Here is a 25,269-nt window from a genome sequence, read left to right as displayed (position 1 = left end):
TCCTCCATTACAGCTTCCCTCTTCTGACCAGCATGACCGTGATCGGCGTGTGCAGAAAGATGCCCTCTTCAGCCAGTCTGGGCACCCTGGCCCGCAGGCCACCGCGCGGCACGGTCCAGCCGCCCTCACCCTTCTGCATGCCGTCCAGGGTTCGGGCGCGGCGCAGCGGGGCATGGGCGATATAGGCGCGGGCCTCGATGCGGTCCGCGTGGACGGTGCAGCCCAGCAGCAGCAGGTGTGGCGTGCGGCCCCGCTCGCCCAGCACGATCAGTTTGTGGCTCAAGTCGGGGACACCTCCGGGAATTGGATTGGTGATGCATTGGCGCAGGCTGCCGGAGTTGCACCGGCATGGCCGTCTGGGGCCTGCAAAAAAAGGGCCAGCCACTGTGACTGGCCCTCTGGGGGGAGAGAAGCTCTAGTTGATGGGAATCCAGGTGGGCGTCGCGTCATTCAGGTTGGCCCAGTACGCGTTGCCGCTCAGGTTGCTGCTGAACTGAACACGCTGGGTGCTGCCCGCCGCCGCCGTCCGCACCGGGGCACCGATGTTGACCATGCCCAGCAGGGCAAACCCGTCCGGGTACAGCCACAGCAGCCGCTCACGGTTGTTCGGAGACTTCTGGGTGCCCTTGATGGTCAGGCGCAGGACCGTGGGGTCATCCAGGCCCGCCAGGGTCTTGATCATGCTGGTCAGGTCTTTGCCGTTCACGCTGCGGATGGGCGTGCTGCGCCCGTGGACCTTGATGGTTTCCTCGTCGTCGGCCAGGGTGGGGCTGCTTTCCTCGGCCAGCGGGATTTCCACCAGATTGGTGTAGGTGCTGACCGCGTTGATAGCGATGGCCGTCGCGGCGGGCGCGATGGTCACGGCACTGGCCGCGCTGGTCAGGTCCGCCGCCGCCGTCACGGTCACACTGGACGTGCCGAACCTCAGCACCGTATTCGCGGGGATGGTGACCGCGCTGGCGCTGCTGAGCTGCATGGTGGTGGCAGCAGCAGCCACGGCGGCAGTGTTCGTCACGGCGACTTCCGGGATGAAGACGGTGGCGTCCAGGGGGACCAGGAAGGTCCGCAGATCGGTGCCGCTCCAGGTCTGGGGAGTGGAATCGGCAGGAATCGAAGTCGGAAGTTTGCTGATCAGGGTCATGGTGGTCTCCCAATGAAGAACCCCGCTGGAGCGGGGGCAAGAGGCTTATGGGTTTCAGACAGGCGGAGGTTCCGTGTTCTGAATGAACGTCACACTCAGACGTTGTCCGGCGTAATGGCTGGAGGTCTCGGCGTCATACATCACGGGCGTGGCATCGGCCAGTTCCACCCGCTGAATGCGTAAGCCCGGCCAGCGGTCCACCGAACTCGCCTGACGCCGGAACCACGCCATGAGGTTGTCGAGCTGGCGCTTGCCACTCGCGTTGCCGCTGGCCCCGTAGAGCATCACCAGCACCAGGCGGGTCCGCTCCTGGTAGCCGTAACCAGTGCCCGTCTCGCTCTCCCCCTGTTCGGTGACCACGGCGTAGATGCCAGCGGGCTGCGGGGTGGGATTGAGATAGCTGGCGATGCTACCCGACTCGTCACGGGCCAGGGCGACACCCAGAGAAATCAGGAGCTGGTCTAGCGTCACCTGAGCCTCGCGCCGCGCTTCTTCACGGCTTCCACGAGACGCTGGCGCAGTTCGGCGTCGCTGAGGGCTTTCGAGACCCACGGGCGCGCACCTTTCGGCCCAGTCCGCTTGATCGGCGAGCCAGCAGGCGCTGGAAATTCAAGCGCCCAGGCTTCAGGTGGCACTGGGGCCACGCTGTTCAGCGCGCCCGCCCGCTGGTGGAAGGCGTCCACCGCTTCATGGCCGAGAGAGCGAACGAGCGCACCGCCCTGCATCGCGGGATATTCCCCGGGTGCAGAACTCGGGCGGGGCAGGCCGGGATGCTGAACCCCACTGCCAGAACCGGACATCTTCTCCTTGAGGAAGCCCGCCACCGTCTCCCCCATCGCCACGCTGACTGGACCGAGTTGGGCAGCAAGGGCGGCTTGCAGGCGGCTCTGGTCAATCACCAGGCGGTTCATGGGTCTCCAGTGGCGGCGGTGGGCCGTCAATCATGGTCACATCACTTGCCAACACGGTGAGCTTGATGGTGCTGAAGCTGCCGTATTGCTCTTCCAGGACGTAGCCTCGCAGAAGGGGGATGGGGTGACCATCCACCCTGACTTCCAACTCGTCTCTCTGTGCCAGGCCAGCCTGGCCTCGCCAGCGGTAGATTTCGATTTTCGCCATTTTCATTCACCCCCTCAGCGCGTTCTGCGCTTTGCCCAAAACAGCCCACGCGCACCGCTGAGTCCCTATGTCCTCTGCGTCCGCCAGAGGCCGCAGCCGAAGCGGTGCAGGCAGTTCTCCGCCTGTCACCACCAGCAACACCCCCGGCGTGGCCAGCGGCGCGGAATGGTGGATATAGACCTCCCACACCGGCACCGGGATGTCCGCCCCAATGCCAGCACGGGCGCGTTCCGTGGCGTCCAGTTGCATGGCAATGCAGCCGAAGGTGCCCAGGGGAACCCCTGCGCCCGGCGTATCTGGTGTCGGGTCATCCGGCAGTGGATTGACCGGGTTGCCGTTCTCGTCGTAGTCCTCCGGCGGCAACTCTCCCGCCCCCCCGGCACTCACAGCGTCCTGCTGCGCGTAGATGGTCACGAGCTGACCGAGTTCCGCATAGAGGATGTCCAGCTCCGGGCGGGCCAGGGCCTGAAGTTCGGCGGTCAGTGACCCGCTCACCGACTCGTTCCAGGGAACAGACGGCGCTGTGGATACGTCCCAGCCTGTTGCAAGGCCAGCTCGGCCCGCTCCAGCCAGTACTCAGCGCTCGCCAGCAGGTTGACCTGAGCGGTAGACCCATCCACCTGGGCCTTCTCGATCTCGATCTTGCCCACCTTGATGCGCTTCGTGGCGGCTGCCGTGGCGGCCTGACGGATCACCTGCACGTCCAACCCGAGGGCCAGCGCGACGGCATACGCCTGGATGGCCCGGAGCAGGGCGCGGGCCTTGATGGTGCCCGCCTCCGGGACTGGGCCAATCAGGTTCGTTTCCGCCCAGTCACTCGCCTCCTGAACGTCATCCACACTGACCGTGACCGCCTCCGGGAAGCGTTCTGCCATATCCGCCGGGGTGACCGGGGGCATGACCTACTCGCTCTCGGTCAGCGTGCCGTTCTTCAGCCCGGCATTGATCAGGGCCGTGGGAGCCACCCGCACCGGCCCCCCACCAATCACGCGGTGGCCTTCGGGCTGATCGGGATCGGTGTACGTGCCGCCGTAAGCCGCCACCTTCTCCGACACCTGCACAATCAGGGTCAGCAGCTCATCATCCGGTTCGGGTTCTTCCCCGGTGATGGCGGCCACCACGGCATCGTCATCCTCGTTGGCCAGCCACTCCGCCAGTTGATCGGCGGTCTGACCTTCCGGGATCTCGATGCCCAGGCGGTCCTCAAGCTGCGAGGTGAGGATTTCGAGCTTCACGGCGTCGGGTTCAGTCTCCGCGCGTTTGGCCCACTCCTCCAGCACGGGGGCCAGTGGCTCCCGTTGCGTGGCGTCGATCTGCACACCGAGCAGCGCGTTCAGCGCGTCGGCATTGTCCTGTCTGGTTGCCATGTGGGCCTCCGTTGAAACAGCGTCAGGGCCAGCGCTCAGGCTGGCCCATCAGGAGAGTGGGCTTCAGGCCCCGGTGCGGGTCAGGGTCACGGCGGCAGCGATGTCCGGCTTGCCGAAACCGTACTGCTCGCTGATCTGCACAGCCTTGATCTGACGCTCGATCACCGCGTCGTATTCCACCAGGTCCATCGCGGGGTTGTACGCCATGGTCAGGCCCAGGGCGGGATCAATCGCCATGAGCTGCTTGCTGCCGTCCATCACGCTGCGGGTGGGCGCGAATTTGGGCATCATCCCCAGCAGGCGCGGGAGCGTACCGTTCTCGCGCAGGTTCTCGGACTGCATGCCGTTGTTCGCCGGGCTGGACAGGAAGTCCAGGGCGAACAGCGCGCCCATCTCGGTGGTGTCGCCGGTCAGGATCATCGGTTCGGCCCCGAAGTCGCCCGCCCGCTGGATCAGCTTCACGATGTCGCCGATGGTGTAAGCCGCGCCCGCGCTCGCCACGTTGGGGGCCGCGTTGCCGCCGTCGCCGTTCTTGAGCATGGCCAGCGCCGCACGGATCTTGGTGGTCTCGGTGCGCCGCGCCAGGCGGGTGAGCCAGCGGTTGAAGGTGGACACCGATGCTCCAGCAATGGCCTCGTAGGTGGCCTCCAGCCGTCCGCCGCGCTTGAGCAGGATGATGGTCTTGCCCGCGCTCTTGATCACCAGCACGGGGAACTCCGCGCCCTCGGCGATCCGGGCGGGATCGGTCTCGGCGTCGTCACTGTCGGTCAGGGTGTCCATGCCCATCGCGCCGGTGGTCACGGGCACCATGTCGGCCACCAGATCGGTGATGCGGAGCTGGTTGGGGCGGTAGTTGTTGATCTCGCGGAAGCGGCCCTCGATGTACAGGGGGAACAGGATCTTGTTGTCGGGGTCCGTGAAGAACACGTCGTTGACCGTGGCGGCCTGGTGGCGGCCACGGGTCTCGATGCCCTGGGCGCTCAGAATCTCTTTCCACACGGGGACGGCGTGGCCTTGGGCGTCCTTTTCCTGACCGCTGATCTCGCGGCCACCGAGTTCCAGGTGTCCGGCCTCGGCCATGCGGGTCAGCTTGTCTTCAAAGCTCAGGCCCTCGGCCTTGGCCTGGCCCTTGAGGTCCAGATTGATGTCGCTGATTTTGGTGACGTATTTGCTCATGGGTGTCCCTCCTGGGGGCCAAAAATGCGCCCCGGTCAGGGGGCGCGGGGCGGTGGGTTGAAGGGCTGAACTTAGAGCTGAATGTTGGCGGTTCCAGCCACCACGGCATTGACCAGGTATTCCTTGCCGCCAGCCGCGACTTTGGCCTTGCCTGCGCCGTCCACCACGAGAAGCTGGAAGCCGGTGGCCAGGGTGCCCACGGCAGGAATGTCGGTGAAGCCCGATCCGGGCAGGGACACGGTGCCCAGGCCGTCAGATTCGATCTTCAGCACCTTGCCTGCGAGCTTGTCGCCGTCTGCGCCGCGCCCCACGGTGGCGGGGGCGGTGAAGGCCACGGCGTCACCGACAACGGTGCCGGGCGCGATGTTCATGGTGACGATGCTTTCCTGCTGATTGAACACGAGTTCGTTCACGCGCATAAAAAGTTCCTCCTATAGGAACGAAAGGGCGGGGAGGGAAGGGCGACGGCAGGCTCAGTTGCGGTTGAAGGCGCTGCGCTTGGGTTTGTTCACCTCCGGCGTGCTGGTTTCGGGCACGGCGCTCTGGCGTCCGGTGGGGACCAGGGTGTCGCGGCGGTCACGGTAGGCGGTCACGGTGGTTTGCAAGTCGGTGAGACTGGCCTGACCGGCCAGCTTGACGATCTGCGCCGCCGCGCCCGTGTTCCCGTCCACCGTCACGGCCAGCGTTTCGAGTTCGGAGAGCAGAGCCGCGCGGTAATCGGTCACGGCTCCAGCGCGGGCGGCGGCAGCGATCCAGGCGTCGCCCGTGCCGTTGATGGCCTGTTCGGCAGTGAGGCCGAAGGCCGCACCCAGATCAGTCATCACCGTGGCGACTTGTGCGTTGGCTTCTGCCAATGCAGCGTCAACAGCGCCAGCCTGCGCGGTCTGCGCCAGAGCGGTTTGAGCGGTGAGCTGCCCACTCAGGAATGCCTGAAGGGCTTCAGGGGTGGCGTCGATCTCGTGGACCGTGCCGTCGTGCGCGGTCAGGGTGACAGTCTTCATATCAGGAGCCTCCGGGGGCGTGGGGGTGGCGAGGGCGTGGGCCGCTTCCTGCAAGGCCGTGGCACGGACGCACAGGGCGGCGTAGTCGGGATCGAGGTAGTCGTGGGAGGCGTGGACGGTGCCCACCGCTTCCCAGAGGCGTTGACTGGCGGCCACCACCTCCGTCTGCGCGTCCTTCGGCAGCAGCAGGGGCGCGGCCAGCAGGGTGTCCAGGCGGTCTGCCTCGGCACTCAGCCGGCCATACGTGGGGTCCGCCGCCCGGCGCTGGCTTCTCGCCTGCCGGGCCTGCTGATCACTGGCCTGCTGGAGGTGTTCGGCCACCACGCTGCTCAGGGTGCCCACGCGGTCCGCCAGTCCAGCCGTCACGGCCTCCTGACCAAACCAGACCGCGCCGGTGGCCCAGCGCTCAGCCACTTCTGCCTCAGAGCGCTTGCGGCCCAGCGCCACGTCCGCGATGAACAGGGCGTGGATGCGGTCCACCTGCGATTGCCAGTCGGTCAGGATGTCGCCGCTCATGGCCTCGGTGGGCTGCCCCAGCGCCTTGCCGGGGGTGCTGCGGACGTAGGTGACCACCAGCCCGGCCTCGTCCATCAGCTTGCTCTCGTCCACATGGGTGCCGATCACGCCGATGCTGCCCATCTCCCCTGCCGGGGTGATGACCACTTCACGGGCCTGCGCGGCAATCCAGTAGGCGGCAGAACAGGCCGTGGTGTTGCAGACGGCGGTGGTGGGCTTGATCTGCGAGGCCCGGCGCACCGCTTCCGCCGCCACGTCGATGCCGCTGACCGCGCCGCCCCCGGAATCGATGTCCAGGATGATGGACGTCACGTTCGGGTCATTGGCGGCCCGCTGGACATCCTCAGCGAACGAATGCGGGCTGGCCGCGCCGCACAGTTCCACCATCATGTTCCCGCGCGGCAGGATCGTGCCGTACAGGGCCAGCACCGCCACGCCAGGGGCCTGGGCCTGGGCGCTGTCCAGCACCTCGGCGCGGGTGTCGCGGGCCGCGCGCAGTTTCTCGATCTGTTCGTGACCGGCGGGACCAGCCTTGAGGTAGGTGTTGTAATCGGACACGAGCTGGCGGTGGCTGGCCTCGCGGATGGCCCACGCGCCACTGCCGAGCAGGGAGGTCAGGCCGGAGAGGCGGGTGGGGGAACGGGTGGGGTTCTGGGGGTCCATGTAGCCTCCTAGGCGGTGCGGATGTCGGTGATGGGCAGGCTGACGCGGTAGCGCCGCGCCTGCCGGTCATAGGTCAGGGCGCTTCGGGCGGCGGTGTCGCCGTTCAGCAGGGGCAGGTTCGGGGGGGCGGGCACCGTGCCCTGCCACCATTCCGGGGCCTGCTTGGCATCCCCCTCGGCGATGTCCCAGCGCTGGGCGGCCTTGCTCCACCAGCCGTCGCCGAACACCTGCTTGCCGAGTTGATCGGTCTGCATGCGGGTGTACTCGGTCTGGGCCTGGGACAGGGCGAATGCGCTCTCTGCCGAACCGAAGCGCACCCACACCTGGGCGGGAATGCCCTTGAGGCGCAGGTGCAGGTTCAGGCCGTGTTCGAGCTGCCGGGCCAGGACCATCTGGATGTTGGCGGCCTCGGCTTCCACCATCGGGTAGGCCACCCTCGCCAGCGCTTCGGTTGCGCCGTCGAGGTGACCGCGCAGGAAGGGCAGGGTGCGGGTGCTCGTCCACAGGCGGCGGTTGTTCTCCAGCATCAGGTCTGGGAGACCGGCCAGCGACTGGGTCAGGTTGGTGACCTTGACCTCGCTGCCCGTCGGCCCCACGAACAGGCCACGCGGCGCGTTGTCGTACACCAGCGCGGCGGCCTGCTCGTAGTACGCGGCGGTCAGGGTCTCGAAGGCCGGATCCATCCGGGAGTTCAGCCCCAACTGCTCGGGCGTCGGCTCCGGGAAGGTGGCGGAGACGAACGCGAGGACGCGCATCATGTCCACCACCCGGTCCACGCTCTCGGTCAGCCGCACCTTGCGCTCGGCACTCTCCAGCGCCGCGATAAACAGCGGGATGCCGTACGGGTCCGCGCCGTCGGTCAGGATCGGCAGGTAGCGGTAGGTGAGGCCCGGCAGTTCCACCGGTTCCGCGCTCAGGGCCTGCTGCTCGTAGAGCAGGCCGGACTCGGTGCGGCGGATGAAGATGTCTTCTGCCGGAACCACGGCGACGTTCTCCACGCCCCGGCGGGAGGCCAGCGCGTACCACTCCAGGCTGGTGGCCCCGGTGCGGACGATCTCCCCCACCTGGTTGTTGTTCAGGCCGTCCAGCCCGCCGCCCTCGGGAAAGACCCGTTCGGCGAACGCCTGGATTTCCTGCTGGGCGGCCTGCACGGCCCGCTTCCCGCCCACAAACTCAAGGGAGTGGCCGGGATTGGCGATGGCGATCTGGTCTCTGAGGCTGCCGTTCATATCCTCGTCGCGCTGGGTGAGCCAGCGCATCAGGCGGATCACGCGGCGGCGGGAGTCTGCCGGGTAGCCGGGGAAGGTGCCTTCCAGGCGGACCAGGGTGGAGCCGAAGCCCGCTTCCAGTCCGGGGGAGGAGTGGCGGCCCAGCCCGCTGTTGCGTGCGCCCCGGAGGGCAGCGGCAGCGGCGTTGGGTCCCTGGGTGGGCGGTGGGGGCGAGGCGCGGGGGCCGAGGGTGAGCGGCGTGTTCAGGGCCGCCCAGAGGTCATTCATGCGTCCGATGGTGGATCACCTCCTTCGTGCCAGGCGGCTGAGGGTGTTGAGGGTGGTCACGGCGTTGACGACGGTGCCCTGAGAGGCAGCGGCTGGCTGGGACAGGATGCGTTCAAGCCAACTGTCCGCGTCCGCGATGTCGAAGGGTTTGAATTCGGGCAGGCGTTCCAGGGCGGAGAACAGCACCCCGTGGGTGCCGCGCACTTCCTTGAACTCCCCGCGCTCGCGTGCGCCGAGGGTGACCTGCCAGCGCTCCCGCTTGCCCCCGGTGGCCGTGCTGGCCTTGACCTGCTCCAGCCGGGGCTTGCGGGTTTGCAGCGTGATGCTGGGGTAATCGTCGGACTGGACCAGATGGTTCCAGGTGGCGTCGTAGGCCGTGATCCAGATGTCGCCGCCCTGGTTGCTTTCCAGGGCCACGCGGCTGGCTCCGTATTCCACGGCCTTGACCAGCGCGCGGGTGAGCATGCCGTCCACGGTGTCGCGCCCTTCCCAGGAGTACAGGCCCACGATCAGCCGATTGGGCAGGCGGCCTCCCACGCGGATGCCGTTGCTGTCGCTCTTGTCCGTGGCGGTCACGGCGGGATCACAGACCACGATGATGTCCTCGAAGTCTTCCAGAGGCGGCTCGTCGATCAGCAGGCTTTGCAGGCTGAAGTTGGCGTAGAGGCTGCCCTCCAGCGCGCCCACCTCGTTCTGCTTTTCCTCGATGAACTGCGTCGGCCCCATCTGGTTGAGTTCCGCTTCCAGCATGGCCAGAGGCCGCGCCTGGGGCCAGGTGCTCTCCCCTGCCGTGATCCGGTAGATCGGTCTGCCGTGTTCGTTCGAGCCTGCCTGCGCAAATTCCAGACCGCGCACGGCGGGCCAGGGGCCGGACACGAAGCGGTCCATCAGGAAGTCGGCGGGGTGGTCCGGGCAGAGGTCCGCGAGGCGGGTGAAGACGCCGTGCGGGTTGATGATGTTCTGGAGGCCGAGGATCACGCGGTTGGGCGCACCGGCTGGAATGATGCTGGAGGTGATCGTGCGGATCTTCTTCTCGGTGGTCCGCATGGTGTCTTCTTTGGCGTCCAGATCGTCGAGGATGATCACGTCGGGCCGCGCGCCTTCCAGCAGCAGGCCGCGCACGCTGACGTCCAGTCCGGCGGCGTCCACCACCACCCCGGAAGCAGTCCGCATACGGTCACGCCGCCAGCCCTTGCTGTTGCCGAAGCGGTTGACGCTGCGCTGGGAGAGCAAGGGATAGTAGCGCTCGACTTCTGGCGATTCGAGGACTGCGCCGATGTTCTGCACGGCGTCATCGGCCTGGTCCTGCGTTTCCTTGACATAGAGGATGTAGCGGAAGCCTGCCGCCGCCAGCCGGATCACGGCGCGTTCGGCGTTGGTGGTCTTGGAGAAGCCGCGCGGCCACACGTAGAACTCGGTGGCGCTCTGGTTGGGCTTCATCCGCCAGACGCGCTCCCAGAACTCGGTATGGTACTCGGCCAGCGGCTGGGTGTACGTGCGGGGGAACAGCGCTTGAAGCCAGGGCAGCGGCTCTCCAGGGGCGGGCAGGCCGTCACCCAGGGGCCGCTCAATTGAGGGCGGGGTCTGGGCTTCCAGCAGTTCGAGCAGTTTCCATGCTCGGCGCTGCCTGGGTTTGAGTCTGGCCAATTCGAGTGGCGAGAGCATGGTTGACCTCCTCCTCGCCCGTGGCGTCAGACACGATCTTGAATGCGCCGGAAATCTTGAACAGGTCCCGCTCATCAGCAGCCACCTTGATCATCCGGTCGAGCAGCACCTCTCGGGCGCGCTTGGCCTTGGCCAGGTAGGATTCCTGGATCTCGGTTTTAAGGGCGGCGATTGTTGATGCGCCACCTGTAGCGTCGGGTGGGTTTTCTGCCCACCGCATCAGTGTCGATCTCGCTACACCTGTCTCGCGTTCGGTGCGGCTGAGGTTGTGCCCGTTGGCCGCCAGCAGGGCGAGGATGACGGCGCGTTCCTCGTCCGTATAACTCCTGCGGGGAGGCTTGACCTTCCGCTTGGGCACCGGCTTCCCGGCGGTCTTCTTCTTGGATTCGGGCAACCGGGATCACCTCCTACAGGTGTGGCTTAACGTTAAGTTAGGCCCGTTCAGGCCAATGCCAGGTGCCGACAGCCTTCGTGTCCTCGTCCTGCTTGGCGCTGCCCACCGTGAGGACGCCGGGGTACGAAGCCGAGGCGCTGGACGGTACGAGGTCCGGCTTGCAGAAGCCAGGAAACACCGGTTCACCCCCGAAAGCAGCGTCACTGGAGCGGGCGTTCTGGAGATCATTGCAGCCGTCCAGATGCACCGTGAGGTTGGCGATGCCTGCCTGTACGGGATCAGGGCTAGGCCAGCAATTCACCACTGTTGCGGCACGGTGATCGCCGTTAGCAAGGACGTAATGAACGATTCTGCCGATAGAGGGGGCTTGATTCATGGTTCTCCTTGTGACTCCAGGTCAGGAGGCCACGTCCATTCAGGAAGCGGCCTGACCTGGCTTGCGAGGGCGTGCGTGCAATCGGACAGGAAGATGATCTCCCCCGGCTGGGCACCGTTGCAGCCCACGAACGAGTGGCAACGGGTCTCCCCTTCTGCGTTGCCACCGACAACGAGTACGGAGGGCGAGAAGACCGGCCTCTCGGTGTCTCCGTTCCAGGTCCACGCTCCCGGACCTTTGACGATGACCGTGTGGTAGCCGCCGCAACCCTCACAGCGGAAGGACAGGCCCTCTCGCCCGTCGGCGTACTGGACAGCGTGGGTTTTCAAAGGTGGCTCCTAGCTTGACGTTAAGTTCAGGGCTTTTGCAGCCAGGGCCGCGTCTTCTTGAATGCGTATTCCTCGGCGAAGGCCAGCTCGTATTCGGGCGGCAGATCAGCCACCTGACCAGCACACCACTCGTTGACATGGCTCAACCAGCCCCAGGGCCGCGTCCGCAGGTGCATGCGCCAGGCGGACAGGCTGAACAGGTGCGGCACACTGGCCCAGAAGTCGATGGACGGGCGGTCTGGTCTGGGCATGACACCCCCTGGGAAGGCATGAAAAAACCGCCCAGTGAAGGGCGGCGGCTGGGCGAGATTCAGAGTCAAAGCGAGACGATAAGTTCAAAGTACGGCATTCCGCCAGAATTGTCAACGCACGCTCTGCCAAAGCGCTAAATCGGAGTCAGCGAGCAGCGCAAAGCTTCCAGAGCGGCGATCAATCCGGGGTAGCGGTCCTGAATGCCGTCCTTAAGACGCAGATGCGTGTCATCCGTCCAGCGCCACACCAGATCGTCGTCCCCATCCGGCCTGCGCCCGGCCCCCTGCTCGTCCACGATGCGGGTGTGGGTGTCCAGCACCCAGGCAGCCAAACTCGCCCAGCCGCCGCCCACACGGATGCCGGTGCGCCGCTCGGTGGCCCCAGCTTCGCTGGCGTCCACGGTCAGGCCCAGGCCCCGGTCATCCCAGTACAGGTCCAGGTGGAAGACGTGGTCTCCCCCACCGTCGGGCAACTCCAGTGTGAAGGTGTCGCCGTCCTGGTAGTGGCGGCCTCTCAGGGTGCTGCGGCGCTCGCGGGTGATGCGGGCGTGGGCCAGCAGGTACTCGCGCTCCCCAGCCTCTGCCTGGGCGGCGTAGTGCTGGGCAAGGGTCCACTGTCCGGCACTGGTGTAGCGGGCGCACAGGCGCAGGGAGCTGAGCATCTGACTGTGGGACTCGATCAGCGTCTGGGTCAGGGGGTCCGGGTTCTCTCCCGGATTGGATCTGGCATGGGCCGGGGCGGGCATGGGGAACACCAGCGCCCTGGCGATCAGGTTGTGTTCCTGCCGCTGATGGTGCGTGACCACGGCAGGCGAGATTTCCAGGGCGGGCAGCGTGGGGGAGAGGCGCTCACGGCGGGCCTGAAAGCGCTGGGCGGCGCGGAGGGGGCGCTGTTGCACTTCCTGAAGGGCGTGGGCGGCTAGGGCCTCGGTCAGCTCGGCGCGGTGTTCCTTCGGGGCACTTCCGGCCATGCGGCGGGCGGCGGTCAGGGTGTCGAGCTGGGCTTCGGAGAGGGCGAGCTGGGCGGCGTCCAGGCGGGCGATATAGGTCAGGTGTTCAGGGGTGTTGTGCCAGTCCTCGGCTTCCTCGCGGGCTTCCTGGGCAGCGGCAGACCGCTCGCGCTCCACATCAGCGTACTGGAGCAGACCCCGGTAGGCGCTGCGGGTGCGCTGTTCATTCACCAGCAGGGCCAGGGTGTCGGAGTGGAGGGCTTCAGGTGCGGTCATTCGGTCCTAGCTTAACGTTAAGTTGAGCCATCTTGCTCCTCAAGGCGAATCAGGTGCGGGGTCCAGTCCGCCGTGTCCAGCGCACACAGCACGCCTGTATGGAAGGCTCCAGTATCGATGAACCATGCCACGGTGCCGTCCGGGGCCTGAAGGCTGACGGGCCGTTCCATCGGGGTATGCCCATGCACGGAATGGGAGACGCCAGGGCGCAGGCGGTGGAGCGGGGCCTCTCCGGGACGGCCCCACAGGTGAATGTCCTCGTCCTGGTCACTGGGGTCAGGGCGCATGGCATGGGCGAACAGGACATGCCCGCGCTGAATCCAGGGCCGGGCGTGTTCCAGCAGCCACTGAGCGTCATCTTCTAGGTCCGCAGAGTCGCCGCCGTAACTGTCAAGGGTGGCCTGACCGCCATTGTCCAGCCAGTGATCACGCGCCCGGCCTTTCAGGACGGCAGTGATCAGCATCTCCTCGTGGTTGCCCAGGCAGAGTTGAGCGCGCCCGGCTGCGGCAAGTGCGCGGACCAGCCCCACGACGCCTCGACTCTCAAAGCCACGGTCCACCAGATCCCCGATGAAGACCACCGGGCGGTGCGGGAAGCGGTCCAGGGCCAGGCGCAGCAGATCCAGGCGTCCATGAATGTCGCCAATGACGATGGGAAGCGTATTCAAGGCAAAACCTCCTGGATGGTGATCGTGACGGCGTGCAGCATGCTGAGCTGCTGAATGACGGTGAAACGGCGCACGCAGCCGTCCATGCCCGCTTCACCGTCGGAGTCGTCCCAGATGACGCCCAGTGGGATGAACAGGCCGCGCTTCTGACGGCGGTGCTGGCGGAAGAGGGCGAGATTGGACTTTGGGCGCACCAGGGAATCCAGCAGATGCTTGGGGGCCACGTATTTCGAGTCCACATCAAGCGGCGCAGGCGTGGCGATCACCACATCGATCTCCACACACCGCAGGGGCAGTTCTGGCATCTGACCAGTCCGCTTCAGTTCCAGGGCCACGCGGGCGCAGAGCAGATCCCGGGCCTGCGCCCGCCTGTGTTCAGACGTCCGGAGCATCTCGTTGACGCTCATCAGCCTTTGCCGGGGCAGGTGCAGGTGGATGCGCCGCAACCCACTCACGGCTGGGTACACAGCGTGCCCTGTTGAACATGCCAGAGGTGGCGGTCATGCCCGGCCAGGGTCAGCGAGTACCGGGGGTTTGCGCCGGGCTGCTCCACTGCCAGCCAGCCCTCGGTGTCCAGGCGGCGCAGGACCGAGCGCACGGCGGTCTCGTGGTCCAGCAATTGCAGGTAGCCAGGCACCTGCAAGCGCGCCTTGCCGGTCACGCCTGTCAGCCCGGCTGGGCCTGCGTCCAGGGCAGCCAGCAGGGCCGCTTCCAGACGCAGGCGGGGCGGAATGCCCGCGTTCAAACGGCAGCCTTGCGGGCGGCGAACACGTACTGACCGCTCCCCGTGCATTCCACCTGATCCGCCGTCACCAGTTGGACCAGGGCGTCGTCGAGCGCGCCTGATTTGATACCACTCTTGATCACGCGGTTGAGCAACATGGTCTTGCTCATGGGTCTGCCGTGGTTCTTGAGTGCGCCGCGCACGATCTCCACTTCCTCGCTCGTGGCCTTTACAGCGGCCTGGGGGACTGGCGGCAGGTCACGGGGCAGGTTGACCTCGCGGGGCGGCGGCGCTGCCTTGCGGGGTTCTGGGGCATGGGGCGTGGCCGTCTGAGGCTTTGGCGGGTGGTCTCGGATTACGGTCTGGGGCGGAGGAGCGGTCACGGTGGCAGCGGGGATCTCAGTGGCCTGTTCGGGGGCGGCGGTGTCGGCGGGCAACTCGGGTGCAGGCACGCCCGGCAGGCGGTAACGGCGCGGAGAGCCGTCGGCAACCACGTCACCACGCGCGAACATGCCGCTGATCTGGCTGTTCACCGTGCCGGGATTGATTCTGGGTAGACCCTGAGCAATCTCACGCATCAAACTGTGCGGGTGGGCCTCGATGAAGGCGAGAACCTGATCGTGGTTGGTGGATATGGGCGGCAGATCGTGACTGTCCCCTGAGCGCTCGTCAGATCCGGGGCAGGCGATTTTTTGCGGTTCAGGCTCAGCAGCCTGCGCGGTGGGCGTCTCGTCGCGACTGGGCTTCCTGGGGACCCTGAAACTGACTTCCTTGCCGCGCTCAGGATCAAAAACGGCATCGGGGTAATCGACGATGAACATCTTGTTGCCCGGCTGCTCCAACTCCAACCCGGCCTCCACGGGCAAGGCGACTTCAGGTGGGACGTTCTCAGGTGTGATCACCTCCGTCAGCTCAGGCACCTCTGCTGGGGCCTCAGCGTCCCCCGTGGGGGACAACACTGGGTCAGGCGACAGCGCTTCAGGTGCAGCGTCGCCGAACAGTTGGGCGGCGTGGGCTTCCAGGCCCGCCAGCAGGTGTTGCGCGCGCACCGCGTCCTGAATGCGGATGGTCAGGCGTTCGATGTTCTGGAGGCGCTCTTTCAGTTCAGCGTTCAGGGCGGTCAGCGGCGCGGCCTGCGTTTCAAGAAAGGCGATGCGGGCGGACAGGCTTTGGGTGTGGGTCATGCGGCTCCTTGGGGGCGGGGTGGCCAGAATTCGAGGCCCGGATGCTCACGGCCAGTGTTGATCTGCATCATCTGCGGCGGGGGTTCTCCCACCACGCGCACGCTGACGCCGTCCAGGAAGGGCATGCAGACCAGCGGGCGCAGCCACGCGCCGATCACCACCCGCCGGGGCAGGCAGATGGGGCGGCGGGACTCCAGATAGACGACATGCAGCGGCACGGCCCCCTGACCGACGGCGCGCAGGAGTTCGGCGTCGCAGGTGCAGGCCAGCAGGGCCACGGCGCGGGGGATGGCGGGGATCACCTCACCAAGCCGCCTTGCGGTTCCACAACAGCCAGCCCAATGACCACCGGGGCTGATCCGGGGCACTTTCCCCGGCATTGGCCACCATGAACAGGAAGCGCTTCTGGCTGATCTGGCCCACGCTGAAGCCCCACTCGCGCGAGCTGCCATACGGGTAGTTCCAGACGTGGACCGTGCCCAGCATCAGGCCCACGCTGGGCCGCGACGGCGTACTCGTGCGGAGTCGAAACTGGGGTGCGCTCAGCGACAACACGCCGGGGGCAAGGCGTGGCCGCGACAGGTTGACATGCAGGCTGACCAGGGGCAGATGCAGGGCGTATTCAAAGGAACTGAATTGACCAGTCCGCTTGTCGTACCCATAGCGGTCCAGGTACAGCACGGCAGGGCCGATACGGCGCAGGCTATGGCGGCTGACGTTCTTCATGTCCCTTGCGGTGCGCTCCCGCTGTGCCGGAGCGTCCCAGTTCTGGCGCAACCAGGTACGGAAATGGGCGCGGTAGGTGCGTTTCGTGCCCACGAGCTGGTAGAACTCCGCGCCCTGATACTTCGGCGCAGGGCCGCTGAAAAAACCACCCTCAGTACGGGGATCATGGAACGTGGTGGTTCCGTGGCTGTCGGTGACCCGGACCGTCCCAGGCTGGGGCGGGCGGCTAAGCAAGTCGTGAAGTTTCATGGGTGTTCCTCCGGTTCAGGGCACTTGATTCGGGGCAATGCGGCGCAGCTCGGCCAGCCGTTCGCGCTCGGCTTTCTTCTTCAGGCGGGCAGCGCGGGCAGCAGCACAGCCACAGACCTGACGCCAGGGAATGCGGCACTGGCAATGCGGACAGATGGGGCGGGTGTCAAGCGTCACGCGGCCCTCGCAGGCAGGGCGGCGTCCATCCGGGCCAGCACGGCCATCAGGTCACGGGGGCGAATCACGCCGGAGGCCAGCCACACCCGGACGGCATACAAGTCAAACCAGTAGCGCCCGTACAGGTCCTCTCGGTGGGGCGCGCCGGCCTTGACCCACTTGAACACCCGGCTGTCCGACACCCCGATCAGGTCCGTGAACTGCGGCGCAGTGTGCAGTCCGGCGTAGCGGCGGGGCAGGGCGCGGCGGCCAAAGCGGCGGTTGAGTTCAGGCAGATCGGCGGGGCAGAACAGCAAGGCGAATCCGCCCTGTCCCTGCGCCCGCACCCAGCGGATGCCCGCCAGTTTGTCCGGGTGTTTCGTGGTGAGCCGGAACAGCCGGGCCTGCGACGCTCCGATGGCGTCCGCTGCCGCCTGGGAAGGCAGCCACCCCGCGTAATCCGCCTGCTTTGGATGGGCATACATGGCCCGGACCTTGCGGGCCTCGGCGGGTTTCACGCAGGGGCAGTGGCCCCAGGGCGTCACCTTGAAGTCACCCTTGCTGGCCCGGTACCGCAGCGCCTGCCGGGTCACGCCCACCTCGATGGCCAGCAGGCTCAGGCGGATCAGCCCGGATTTCTCGGGGGCCAGGCCACGCTTGGCAATGCGGTACTCGATAGTCCGGCTGTTGACGTCCATCGCTCGCGCGATCTCACGGCCCGTCATGCCCCGGCGCAGGCGAAGGATGATGGCCGGGTTCGTCAGGGGTCTGCGAGATGGCCTGGGCGTCATGGCACTGGACCGCCCGCATCCACAAACCCCTTACGCGTCACCTTGACCCTGCGCCCATCCGGGTGATGCCAGACCAGGCCCTCCCAGTCGGGATGCGCGGCAAGGTAGGCCCGCAGGCCCTCAAAGTCGCGTGGCGCGTCCGGCAGGGGATGAGCGCCGTGCTGGATCAGGACATGCTGGTCGCCGTGAAGATCAGTCTCTTTGCCACCCTGCACCTTCGGCCCGATCAGCTCGTAGGTGCCGTCCAATAGGCCGGGGCAGGTGCGCCACGCCTCGCGGTGCCATCGGCTGGCCGGATCGGTGTCCAGCACGGGCACCCAGCCGGGCCAGTGACCGGTGGTCTCGTCTGCCGCAGGCTGGGCGGGAATGAAGTCGGCGGGCGGGGTTCTGCCGTGTTTGGCGTCGTAGCGCTTAAACAGTTTGCCTGCCTGGACCATGCAGCACGTCCCGTCGTATTTCCGGGTGGCCACGCCTTCCCCGGCCAGCACCCATTCGCTGCCGGGAACGACGTCATTGGTGAGTTCACGCTGGCCGTGATAGTTGCGCTGAAACAGGCTGGGGGTCTTCTTCATGGGCTTCTCCAGTCGGGAATGGGCGGGAGCGTCCCTTCCAGGATGTCCAGGGCACGCTCCAGGGCTTCAGCGGAGAAGGTGGCGTGATGCTCACCCAACTGCGGCTGATAGGTCTTGTCCAGCAGGGCGCGCAGCAGGTCAGCCGCCGGGCCAGCCGCCGAGGGGACAGGCGGCACTTCGAGTTCGTCGAGTCGGTGCCTGCCGAGGCCAGTGAGGCAGTACTCGCCCACCGCAGCCCGTTCCAGAAAGCCGTGTTTACAAAGGCGGTGCAGCGATGTCCGCAGTTGATCGTCTGCGATGTGCCGGTCCCAGTGCTGCTCATACCGGAAGGCGATCTGCCGGACCCCGAGTGGTTGGTCCAGGCAGACCAGCAGGACGTCATGCAGCGTGCTTCTGAACGACACGGGCCGCTGCGGCGCAGGCTCGGCGCGCTTGCGGGGGTAGGACATGCGGAACTTTCCGGGCACCTCCTCGTGCAGGCTGTTGCTGAGCAGGTCCATCAGGGTCTCCCAGAGGCCGAGCAGCAGCTTGATCTCCTCGGCGGGGGCGTTGCTGGCATGGCGGGCACGCAGGTGGGCTTTGAGACGGTCCGCGTGATCGATGAGGCGGACTCCAGTGGGGGGCGGGGCCTGGACGGTCACAGGGTCACGTCGGGCGGAATCAGCATCAGCCGCTGCACGGGGCGGAACAGGTTCCACCACGGGTGGACCACCGAGCAGCGCACAGAGACCTGGCCATAACACTCGGCCATGCCGCGCAGCTCCGCGTCCAGGGCGTCTCCGAAGTCCTGGCCTTTGCGGGGGCCTCGCAGGACGCGCTCCAGATCCAGATCGGTGTACAGGGTGATGAGGGCGATGCTGCGGGCCTGCTCGGCATCGTCACAGGCTGAGAGGACATCGCGGTAGGGCGGGCGGTGGTCCATAGCGACACCTTTGCGTGGTTTACACGCCCAGCACCCGGCGCAGGTGCAGGAAGATGATCAGGTACTCGGCGACACCGCGCGGACGCCGTCCCCGGTACTCAATGCGGGCCAGCAGTTCGGTCCACTCGGGCGTGACCTGCGGGCCGAACACCGGGTCATCCAGCAGGGCTTGCAGCCCCAGCGGGCGGCCCGCGCCGGTGAGCTGTCCGGCCCAGTCCACGCCCGTGAGCAGCTCGGAGACGCTCAGGCCGTAGACGTGGGCAAGGGCGCGCAGGCTGTCCAGGCCGCGCGGCGTGCGGCCCCGTTCGAGATCGCTCAGGTACGGCACGGTGTGTCCGGTAACGTCTCCGACATCCCGTAGACGCAGGCCACGCGCCTGCCGCAGCTCGCGCAGCCGCTGGGCGAGGGTCATGTGCCGCGCGGCTCAGTGCTGATCTGTACGGACACCAGCAGATCATTCAGGCGGGGGCGGTTCTCATCCTGCTCCACCCATGCGCGGCCCTCGGCGGTCAGGACGTATCGGCGGCGGCGGGGCGCAGGGCCGGTCTCGAACTCGCTCCAGATCAGGCCCGCACGTTCCAGACGGATCAGGTGAGCGTACAGGCTGCCGATGTTGACTGCGTATTCCTGGGAGAGGGGGAGGGCGTACTGGTGGCCGGTGAGCAGGGCATGCAGCACGCGGGTCTCTGCCGGGATTCGCCGGAGTCGGAAGCGGTTGATGATGCGGGTGAACATGTGGGCCTCCAAAGGACGCGCCCCAGCCGGGAGGCCAGGGCGGGGGAGAGGGACGGACTAGCTCAGGACGTGCTGGTAGTCATCCCGGCTGGGCGAGTACCGCACGCTCAGGACGCGGCGGTCACGGCCCGCGTGGAACACCCAGGAGCCGACGGGCAGGGCGGTGGGGAGGCGGAGGACGGGGGCGGTCTGGTGGGTTGCCATGCCGTGGATTGAACGCCTGGTAACGGGCACGAAGAATTCCGCCAGATGGCCGTTTACCAGTCCGGGTGTTCTTCCGGGGACCAGCCCACATCCTCCTCGGTCACGGTCATGCCGTCCGGCAGTGTCGTGGGCAGTTCAGGCGGCGCGCTGCTCAGCCGGGTCATCAACGCGGCCAGGGCCTGTGCGCCGCCGAGGGCGCGGTGGGTCTCGGCCTCGGGAGGGACATCCTGCTGGAGACAGGCGTTGCGAAGGGAGGTCCAGCGCCACTCGCCGTGGTAGTCGCTCCAGTGCCAGCCGATCGGGGCGTAGGCGTTCATGGCGCAGCGCCAGAACTGCGCGTCGGTCAGGGGATTGCTCAGGCCGTGTGCGGCATTGCTGGTGGCGCAGGCGCGCCGGTCAAAGTCGGCACTGAATGCGACGCACCAATGGCCCTGCATGACCGGGCTGAGCAGCGCCAGCACCTCCGGCCATGACGGCGCGTCACGCAGGTCCGCCTCGGTCAACCCGTGAACGCGGTGCGCGCCCTCCTCGATGGCCACCGTGGGGCGCACGAGGGTGTTCACCAGCGGCGTGCCGTCCAGCCGGACCACCGCGATCTCGATGATCTGCCCGGCCAGGCCAGTGGTTTCCGTGTCGAGGATCAGCATGTTCGGCGCGGCGGCCCAGCGCTGGAGTTTCTTCAGCCCCTTGCGCCAATGGGCCTGTGCTGCTGACAGGGCTTCGGCTTCCAGGGTGGCCACCTCCTCGGCGAAGTGGGCCTGGAGTTCCAGGCGGCGGGCGTCGCGGGCCAGCTTGCGGGTCTTCCTGGCCTGGGCCTCGCCCGCGCGGTCTATCGGGGCTGCTGCCGCCACGGCGTACAGGTTGCAGCGCTCGTACCCTTTCCGGGTGCGGTACTCGTACAGGGCCAAAACGTCCCCCGTGGGGGACAGGCCCAGCCGCTTCAGACCGGTCTTGTGGTTCAGGCCGTCCGGGATCTCGCGGTGGACGGGAAGGGTCACGCCTGCCCCATCTCCGTGCGGACTTTCGTGACCGACTCGCGCCGCGCGCCCACCAGCGCCGCCTGGGTGGACTGGTTCAGCGTGCCCGAGGTCAAGCGGTCCAGCCGGGTCAGCCGCAGCGCCAGCGACCCGGTGCGCAGCATCTGGGCATGCACCAGCGCCAGCCCGGACTCCAGTTCGCTGGGCAGTGCTTTGCGCGTCAGGCTGCCCGAGACGGACACAGTCTCAGCGGGGCGCAGTTCGTCGAGCCAGTCGGACGGCAGGGCGTCCAGGCCCGGCCAGGTGGCCCCCACGGGGAAGGTCAGGGTCTCGTGTTCGCCGAGGATGGCAATCATGCCATTGGTAACCGTCCAGGCGTGATCCAGGTCCGGGCCGGAGAGCATGCGGGTGTACGGGTGGGGACTGGGGCGGGTGGGGACGGTCACCAGAGGCTCCTTTTGGGCGGGGTCAACAGGCCAGCCACCAGCAGGTCAGTGGAAGCCGCGTCGGGGGAGGCCCGCAGTTGGGCGTCAAATTCCTGGCGGTTCATCCGCGCTTCTCGTTGGTGAATTCGCTGTGGAATTTCTGGAACTGGTATTCGCCCAGGCCCTCGACGAAGGCGCTGCGGCTGCTGACTTCCGCAATCTGGTAAGCCTTGCCAGAGCGTCTGCCGTACCAGGTTTCTCCCTCGGCCACCGGAGGCAGGGCGGCTTCGCGGGTGGCCTGTTCCTCCGGGGTCAGGTACGCCCCGGGCATCGGGGTCACGGCAGTCATGGTGCCACCTTTCCCACCCTTGATCTGACCCCCGACTTCCTTGTCCAGCGCCCGGATGATGTACGTCCAGGGGTTGTCCGAACCGGCGGTCTTGCGGGCCTCGGCGATCACCTCGACGGCCCGCTCGGGGTTGATCTGGGTGATCCAGCCCCGCCGCTGCCCATAGCGCAGGCCCGGCGGGGTTTCGTCCATCAGGTCGTTGAGCTTCTTCTGGCCACCCAGAGCTGGGACCAGCAGGGCGCGGGTTTCCTCCGGGTCATGCGGCTCGTCAGAGGCCGGGACAGGCGCAACCACGACAGGCGGCGCGGCGGGCGGAACATTTTCAGGAGCAGTCATCGTTGCCGATTTTTCGTTCGCCTGACCCTGATCTCCAAATAGGAAGCTCAGTTCGTCGTCTGTGATGGACGCGTCAGCGTCCCCGCCGTCAGGCGGCAGCACGGCCACGCTTGCGGATGGGCTGTCTGCCTCGCCTTCATCTTCTGGGCGCGAAGCGATTGTGGTGGTGATCGGTGCGTTGTTGATCTGGCTTACCTGCGCCTCTGGACCCTCGGGCGCGGGTGCGTTACCAGTAACGTTGTATTCACCACCTCTCTGTAAAGTCTCTGGAAAAGTCTTTGTGGTGTTCTCTGTTATAGGTAACCCCGTTTCGGCGTTTTCGGTCGCCCCCTTTGGGTGTTTTGCAAAACTCCCATTCGGCGTTTTGGAAAACTCCCTTTCGGCGTTTTGCAAATCCCCCTCACCCGCTTCCGCTTTCGCCTTTGACCGAGGTTTGGCTTCTCCGTCCTTAGCCTTTGGGCGACGGGTCAGATCGGGGCGTTTGGTCCGGGTACCCGGCTCGGCATTGCGCTCCTCCTCAGACTTCTTTGAGGTCTCGTTCCAGAGAGTCAGGAACACGTCCCAGTCCAGACGCAGGTGCGTGGTGCGGTCCCCGGCGAATTTGTAGACCTGTTTGATGACGATGCCCTTGCTGGCCAGAATCTCGCCTGCACGGATGGCCTGCTTCTCGGTCAGGCGCACCTCGGCCCACCACTGCGTCCATTGCTTGGCGATCCACAGGTGGCCGTCCTTCTGGACGCGCAGCTTGACGTTCCCTTCCCTGTTCGGGAGATGCCAGTACACGATCTGACTCAACAGCAGGCCAGCGGCGAGATCGCCTGTCATATCGACGTAAACTTTTTTGAAATCGAGGGTGTCGCGGCTGTCTCTTTCCCAGCGTAAAAACTCGGCTGAATTCAAGGTGGAACTCCTAACGCTCCTGGCCCTTCTCTCGGGGCCATTCGGTCTCGGTTGACCGAACCCCATAGGGCGCGTATCCTATGGGTAGGCGAAAGCCACCGCGTAAAGGCGGCAACTAAAACGGTGTGGATAACCTCTGTGGATTACGAGCTGGCCGGCTCCCACTGGGGTTTTTCCCTTTTGGTCTGTTGCTCGGTGACCGCCGGGGTGCTTACAACATAGCGCGAATGGCTGGCAATGGTGGCCTGAAACCCACTGCCGTTCACGGTGCTGGTCCTGCCAAGACCTCCCGCAGCCGCCCCTGCTGCCATGCCCGGAGCTGCGGCCCCCATTTCGTGCGGAGCCACGCCATCTCCTCGTGCAGCTCCGCCCGCGACATCCGGCGCACCGCGTCGTCCCTGGCCTCATGGGCCTGGGCAGTGAAGGTGCGGTGTCGCCAGGGGGCTTGTGGGTCCGTCAGCAGGGCGACGATCTCGGGGGAGGGTGGATCGGTGTCGCCTTCATCCGGTGGGTCTTCGGTGGGCGAGTCGGGGCGGATCACCAGGTAGCGCGATCCGGCGATGTCCTGCCAGTCTGTGGAGTAGCTGATCCAGCCTGCCTTCTCGGCCACCACTGCGGCCTCCAGCATGTCCGGCTCGCCTGCCTTGCGGCTCAAAGCCACGAAATCGCCGTCTGCTGTCCCGACGGTGAGCTGTAAGCCATGCCCCAGCGTGTGCGCCCGCTGGCGTCCGTCCGTACGGCTGGCGGTGAAGAGGGAGGAGAGGGTCAGGGCGAGCTGGCCGGGGTCAGAGCTGGGCATGGGCGGTCCCGTAGCATTTCAGGGTCTTCCAGACATCCAGTTCATTCATCAGGGCCTCGCGTGCCCCCTGCCGCTGCTCTTCCTCCAGGGCGCGCAGGAGGTCCGGTGGGCCGTCAATGGTGCGCCCACTGTCCAGGTAGGCGTCGGTGGTCAGCACGCAGACCAGCAGGGCCTCGTGATCGCTGGGCGTCAGGATCAGGGGCGTTTCCGGGAGGATGCTGGCCGTCTCCAGCACGTCGCGCAGGCGCAGCAGATTGGGACGGTCCAGTGGGGGCGGCAGGGGAGGCCCGCCGTTCAGTCCGCTGAGGCCCAGGCTGACGGCGGCCAGGAGGGTGGGGAGGTGGGCATTCACGCTGACACCTGCTGTCTGCAACACTCGTCCATCTCGGCGAAGACGTCGTCCCATTGCTTGACTCGCGCCCCCAGATGGGTCACGCGGGCTGCCGCATCCATCGGGCCGAAAATCTCAAAGAGCCTGCGCGTGCGGTTCAAGTCCTCCATAGGACCGTGATTCAGCAGATAGGTTTGTCGGTCCTCAGCAAGCTGACGCTGTTCTTCAGCGCAGACAGTTAGAAAATCGCTCTCGATATCCGAGAACCATTCGCGTCCCATAACCACCAAGTGAGCAAAGCGCACCTTGATCCGCTTTTCGGCGGCCCTGACCAGTCGATTTGGGCCGCGTACAAACCTGATCAATCTGAAGTCGTCGCCATGACCGTGTGCGGCATTCACGCTTTTGATTGACTTGGCTCGGTTCAGAGCATCCTTACCGATCCCGATCTTGTATGCCCCCAGATGTTCTGAGTGGCCGAGGTAGAGGTCCAGATAGTCCTCTCCTGGGATTTCCAGTGGATAACCGTACTCCAGCGCTCTGGCGAGGATGTCTCGCACCATGACGTCGTAAAGCTTCTCGTAGGGTGGCAGGGCCTGTTGTGCCCGCCCAGCTTTGAGCAAGCTGCCTAAGCGGCGCAGACGCTCCTTCGGATTCACAACTCACCCCTGAAGAGTCCGCCGTCCGTCTGATAGGAGGCGATTTGAAGATCCAGGAACTTCACGGCGTCATCGAACTGGCCTACAGTCAGGTCCCGGTACCCGATGACTTCATAGCGGTCCTTCAGACGCCTCCAGGCATCACTGAAGTGGGCGCGTTGCCCACCCATGAGCTTGGCGAGCTTGCCGACGCGGCTATGAATCTCGCGGGGCTGACTGCCACTGATGGGCCACTCGCCCAGCGTCTGAGTGATCTCAGTGCGGATCTCCGCCTTGACCTCCTCTTTGGTGGTGTGGGCTTGTTGCTGAATGGCCACCAGCACGTTCCCGGCGAACTGTTGCAGAAAATCCATGCCGACAGGCGCGGGTAGAGTGGGGGCGGCGGCGGGAAGCGCGCGGGCCTGCTGATCCTCCAGGGCCTGGCGTTCCACCGTCTCCATCTGGTGGGTCTTGACGACGAAGTAAGACTGGGCGCAACTGATCTCCGGCTTGCGCGGATCGCCGTTCATGGCGAAGAGGTAACAGCCATACCGGCTCATTCGGAAGTCGAGCAGATCGCGGGCGCTCTTGGAGCCGATGGCGACCATTTTCGAGGCGGGTCGAAAATGGTTCTGGGCGCTTGCACCCGCGTTTTCTGCGGCTGCGCTCGCGCGTTCGATCAAGCCCGGAATCTGCTCCCAGTTCCGGTACCCGAGGATGGGGGCGAGGCCGCGTGCGCTCCAGAACTCCTGACCATTCTCGTCAAACTGCCGTTCGCCCTCGATCTGGCTTTTAATCTGGGTGATCCGTTCCTGTATGCTTTGCATTGAAAGTCCTCCAAGTAGGCGGCCCCTGGGATCTCA

General features: G+C 66.2%; 39 protein-coding genes. All 39 read right to left on the bottom strand.

From position 1 onward, the window contains the following. Positions 1-7 precede the first annotated feature (7 nt). Complete coding sequence (locus BOO71_RS01200) at positions 8-283, bottom strand: hypothetical protein (RefSeq protein WP_139322666.1); 276 nt, start codon at positions 281-283, stop codon at positions 8-10. A gap of 132 nt (positions 284-415) precedes the next feature. Continuing rightward, positions 416-1,141 carry a hypothetical protein gene (locus BOO71_RS01195; RefSeq protein WP_075830174.1) on the bottom strand — a complete coding sequence of 242 codons (726 nt, stop codon included), beginning with the start codon at positions 1,139-1,141 and terminating at the stop codon, positions 416-418. A gap of 54 nt (positions 1,142-1,195) precedes the next feature. Next, a complete protein-coding gene (locus tag BOO71_RS01190; protein WP_075830173.1) occupies positions 1,196-1,612 on the bottom strand; it encodes a hypothetical protein in 417 nt (138 codons plus the stop codon). Next, positions 1,609-2,052 carry a hypothetical protein gene (locus tag BOO71_RS01185; RefSeq protein WP_075830172.1) on the bottom strand — a complete coding sequence of 148 codons (444 nt, stop codon included), beginning with the start codon at positions 2,050-2,052 and terminating at the stop codon, positions 1,609-1,611. Before BOO71_RS01185 ends, BOO71_RS01190 begins: the two co-directional genes overlap by 4 nt. Continuing rightward, the gene (locus BOO71_RS01180; RefSeq protein ID WP_139322665.1) at positions 2,033-2,260 is read right to left on the bottom strand and encodes a hypothetical protein; all 228 of its coding nucleotides are present in this window, start codon (positions 2,258-2,260) and stop codon (positions 2,033-2,035) included. Before BOO71_RS01180 ends, BOO71_RS01185 begins: the two co-directional genes overlap by 20 nt. A gap of 6 nt (positions 2,261-2,266) precedes the next feature. After that, positions 2,267-2,755 (bottom strand): hypothetical protein, encoded by a 489-nt coding sequence (locus BOO71_RS01175; RefSeq protein WP_254842976.1) that lies wholly within the window; start codon positions 2,753-2,755, stop codon positions 2,267-2,269. Next, entirely contained in the window at positions 2,752-3,159 is a 408-nt protein-coding gene (locus BOO71_RS01170) for a hypothetical protein (RefSeq protein ID WP_075830170.1), read from the bottom strand. The genes BOO71_RS01175 and BOO71_RS01170 overlap by 4 nt, the downstream gene beginning before the upstream one ends. Before the next feature lie 3 nt (positions 3,160-3,162). Further along, positions 3,163-3,627, bottom strand: a complete 465-nt coding sequence (locus BOO71_RS01165; protein WP_075830169.1) for a hypothetical protein — start codon at positions 3,625-3,627, stop codon at positions 3,163-3,165. A gap of 63 nt (positions 3,628-3,690) precedes the next feature. Continuing rightward, the gene (locus BOO71_RS01160; RefSeq protein ID WP_075830168.1) at positions 3,691-4,803 is read right to left on the bottom strand and encodes a phage major capsid protein; all 1,113 of its coding nucleotides are present in this window, start codon (positions 4,801-4,803) and stop codon (positions 3,691-3,693) included. A gap of 71 nt (positions 4,804-4,874) precedes the next feature. Beyond that, positions 4,875-5,222 (bottom strand): hypothetical protein, encoded by a 348-nt coding sequence (locus BOO71_RS01155; RefSeq protein ID WP_075830167.1) that lies wholly within the window; start codon positions 5,220-5,222, stop codon positions 4,875-4,877. Between the two features lie 54 nt (positions 5,223-5,276). Further along, positions 5,277-6,983 (bottom strand): S49 family peptidase, encoded by a 1,707-nt coding sequence (locus BOO71_RS01150; RefSeq protein WP_075830166.1) that lies wholly within the window; start codon positions 6,981-6,983, stop codon positions 5,277-5,279. Positions 6,984-6,991: 8 nt separating this feature from the next. Beyond that, positions 6,992-8,479, bottom strand: a complete 1,488-nt coding sequence (locus BOO71_RS01145) for a hypothetical protein (RefSeq protein WP_075830165.1) — start codon at positions 8,477-8,479, stop codon at positions 6,992-6,994. A 15-nt stretch (positions 8,480-8,494) separates the two neighbouring features. After that, the gene (locus tag BOO71_RS01140; protein WP_175607327.1) at positions 8,495-10,144 is read right to left on the bottom strand and encodes a hypothetical protein; all 1,650 of its coding nucleotides are present in this window, start codon (positions 10,142-10,144) and stop codon (positions 8,495-8,497) included. Further along, positions 10,047-10,538, bottom strand: coding sequence for a hypothetical protein (locus tag BOO71_RS26635; RefSeq protein WP_139322664.1), 492 nt, complete (start codon positions 10,536-10,538; stop codon positions 10,047-10,049). Before BOO71_RS26635 ends, BOO71_RS01140 begins: the two co-directional genes overlap by 98 nt. Before the next feature lie 37 nt (positions 10,539-10,575). After that, the gene (locus tag BOO71_RS01130) at positions 10,576-10,914 is read right to left on the bottom strand and encodes a hypothetical protein (RefSeq protein ID WP_075830163.1); all 339 of its coding nucleotides are present in this window, start codon (positions 10,912-10,914) and stop codon (positions 10,576-10,578) included. Next, positions 10,911-11,243: a DUF6527 family protein gene (locus tag BOO71_RS29145; protein WP_075830162.1), complete on the bottom strand. Its 333-nt coding sequence runs from the start codon at positions 11,241-11,243 to the stop codon at positions 10,911-10,913. The genes BOO71_RS01130 and BOO71_RS29145 overlap by 4 nt, the downstream gene beginning before the upstream one ends. Before the next feature lie 26 nt (positions 11,244-11,269). Then, positions 11,270-11,494: a hypothetical protein gene (locus BOO71_RS01120; protein WP_075830161.1), complete on the bottom strand. Its 225-nt coding sequence runs from the start codon at positions 11,492-11,494 to the stop codon at positions 11,270-11,272. Between the two features lie 134 nt (positions 11,495-11,628). Further along, positions 11,629-12,720, bottom strand: a complete 1,092-nt coding sequence (locus BOO71_RS01115; RefSeq protein ID WP_075830160.1) for a hypothetical protein — start codon at positions 12,718-12,720, stop codon at positions 11,629-11,631. Between the two features lie 17 nt (positions 12,721-12,737). Continuing rightward, positions 12,738-13,388: a metallophosphoesterase gene (locus tag BOO71_RS01110; protein WP_075830159.1), complete on the bottom strand. Its 651-nt coding sequence runs from the start codon at positions 13,386-13,388 to the stop codon at positions 12,738-12,740. Beyond that, positions 13,385-13,855, bottom strand: a complete 471-nt coding sequence (locus tag BOO71_RS01105; RefSeq protein ID WP_139322663.1) for a hypothetical protein — start codon at positions 13,853-13,855, stop codon at positions 13,385-13,387. Before BOO71_RS01105 ends, BOO71_RS01110 begins: the two co-directional genes overlap by 4 nt. Beyond that, complete coding sequence (locus BOO71_RS01100; RefSeq protein ID WP_075830157.1) at positions 13,840-14,133, bottom strand: hypothetical protein; 294 nt, start codon at positions 14,131-14,133, stop codon at positions 13,840-13,842. Before BOO71_RS01100 ends, BOO71_RS01105 begins: the two co-directional genes overlap by 16 nt. Then, positions 14,130-15,296, bottom strand: a complete 1,167-nt coding sequence (locus BOO71_RS01095; RefSeq protein ID WP_075830156.1) for a hypothetical protein — start codon at positions 15,294-15,296, stop codon at positions 14,130-14,132. Before BOO71_RS01095 ends, BOO71_RS01100 begins: the two co-directional genes overlap by 4 nt. Beyond that, positions 15,293-15,598: a hypothetical protein gene (locus BOO71_RS01090; protein ID WP_075830155.1), complete on the bottom strand. Its 306-nt coding sequence runs from the start codon at positions 15,596-15,598 to the stop codon at positions 15,293-15,295. Before BOO71_RS01090 ends, BOO71_RS01095 begins: the two co-directional genes overlap by 4 nt. Position 15,599: 1 nt before the next feature. After that, positions 15,600-16,271 carry a hypothetical protein gene (locus BOO71_RS01085; protein ID WP_075830154.1) on the bottom strand — a complete coding sequence of 224 codons (672 nt, stop codon included), beginning with the start codon at positions 16,269-16,271 and terminating at the stop codon, positions 15,600-15,602. 15 nt (positions 16,272-16,286) lie between these two features. After that, positions 16,287-16,448, bottom strand: coding sequence for a hypothetical protein (locus BOO71_RS27515; protein WP_175607326.1), 162 nt, complete (start codon positions 16,446-16,448; stop codon positions 16,287-16,289). Beyond that, the gene (locus tag BOO71_RS01080) at positions 16,445-17,218 is read right to left on the bottom strand and encodes a hypothetical protein (protein ID WP_139322662.1); all 774 of its coding nucleotides are present in this window, start codon (positions 17,216-17,218) and stop codon (positions 16,445-16,447) included. Before BOO71_RS01080 ends, BOO71_RS27515 begins: the two co-directional genes overlap by 4 nt. After that, entirely contained in the window at positions 17,215-17,790 is a 576-nt protein-coding gene (locus BOO71_RS01075) for a hypothetical protein (RefSeq protein ID WP_075830152.1), read from the bottom strand. Before BOO71_RS01075 ends, BOO71_RS01080 begins: the two co-directional genes overlap by 4 nt. Continuing rightward, a complete protein-coding gene (locus BOO71_RS01070; RefSeq protein WP_075830151.1) occupies positions 17,787-18,431 on the bottom strand; it encodes a hypothetical protein in 645 nt (214 codons plus the stop codon). Before BOO71_RS01070 ends, BOO71_RS01075 begins: the two co-directional genes overlap by 4 nt. After that, positions 18,428-18,712, bottom strand: coding sequence for a hypothetical protein (locus tag BOO71_RS01065; RefSeq protein WP_075830150.1), 285 nt, complete (start codon positions 18,710-18,712; stop codon positions 18,428-18,430). Before BOO71_RS01065 ends, BOO71_RS01070 begins: the two co-directional genes overlap by 4 nt. A gap of 19 nt (positions 18,713-18,731) precedes the next feature. After that, positions 18,732-19,124: a helix-turn-helix domain-containing protein gene (locus tag BOO71_RS01060; RefSeq protein ID WP_075830149.1), complete on the bottom strand. Its 393-nt coding sequence runs from the start codon at positions 19,122-19,124 to the stop codon at positions 18,732-18,734. Beyond that, positions 19,121-19,447 carry a PadR family transcriptional regulator gene (locus BOO71_RS01055; RefSeq protein WP_075830148.1) on the bottom strand — a complete coding sequence of 109 codons (327 nt, stop codon included), beginning with the start codon at positions 19,445-19,447 and terminating at the stop codon, positions 19,121-19,123. Before BOO71_RS01055 ends, BOO71_RS01060 begins: the two co-directional genes overlap by 4 nt. A gap of 57 nt (positions 19,448-19,504) precedes the next feature. Beyond that, complete coding sequence (locus BOO71_RS27510; RefSeq protein WP_175607325.1) at positions 19,505-19,651, bottom strand: hypothetical protein; 147 nt, start codon at positions 19,649-19,651, stop codon at positions 19,505-19,507. A gap of 53 nt (positions 19,652-19,704) precedes the next feature. Further along, positions 19,705-20,649, bottom strand: a complete 945-nt coding sequence (locus tag BOO71_RS01045; protein WP_075830146.1) for a 3'-5' exonuclease — start codon at positions 20,647-20,649, stop codon at positions 19,705-19,707. Then, a complete protein-coding gene (locus BOO71_RS01040) occupies positions 20,646-21,074 on the bottom strand; it encodes a hypothetical protein (RefSeq protein WP_075830145.1) in 429 nt (142 codons plus the stop codon). Before BOO71_RS01040 ends, BOO71_RS01045 begins: the two co-directional genes overlap by 4 nt. A gap of 100 nt (positions 21,075-21,174) precedes the next feature. Then, a complete protein-coding gene (locus BOO71_RS01035) occupies positions 21,175-22,638 on the bottom strand; it encodes a hypothetical protein (RefSeq protein ID WP_075830144.1) in 1,464 nt (487 codons plus the stop codon). A 262-nt stretch (positions 22,639-22,900) separates the two neighbouring features. Then, the gene (locus BOO71_RS01030; RefSeq protein WP_075830143.1) at positions 22,901-23,437 is read right to left on the bottom strand and encodes a hypothetical protein; all 537 of its coding nucleotides are present in this window, start codon (positions 23,435-23,437) and stop codon (positions 22,901-22,903) included. After that, positions 23,424-23,789 (bottom strand): hypothetical protein, encoded by a 366-nt coding sequence (locus BOO71_RS01025; RefSeq protein ID WP_075830142.1) that lies wholly within the window; start codon positions 23,787-23,789, stop codon positions 23,424-23,426. Before BOO71_RS01025 ends, BOO71_RS01030 begins: the two co-directional genes overlap by 14 nt. Beyond that, on the bottom strand, positions 23,786-24,427 hold the full coding sequence (locus BOO71_RS01020) for a hypothetical protein (protein WP_075830141.1): 642 nt from the start codon (positions 24,425-24,427) through the stop codon (positions 23,786-23,788). The genes BOO71_RS01025 and BOO71_RS01020 overlap by 4 nt, the downstream gene beginning before the upstream one ends. Beyond that, complete coding sequence (locus tag BOO71_RS01015) at positions 24,424-25,233, bottom strand: BRO family protein (protein WP_075830140.1); 810 nt, start codon at positions 25,231-25,233, stop codon at positions 24,424-24,426. Before BOO71_RS01015 ends, BOO71_RS01020 begins: the two co-directional genes overlap by 4 nt. Between the last annotated feature and the right edge of the window lie 36 nt (positions 25,234-25,269).

The organism is Deinococcus marmoris (assembly GCF_001949125.1).
Lineage (GTDB): Bacteria > Deinococcota > Deinococci > Deinococcales > Deinococcaceae > Deinococcus > Deinococcus marmoris_A.
This window is presented reverse-complemented; position numbering and strand designations above follow the sequence as displayed.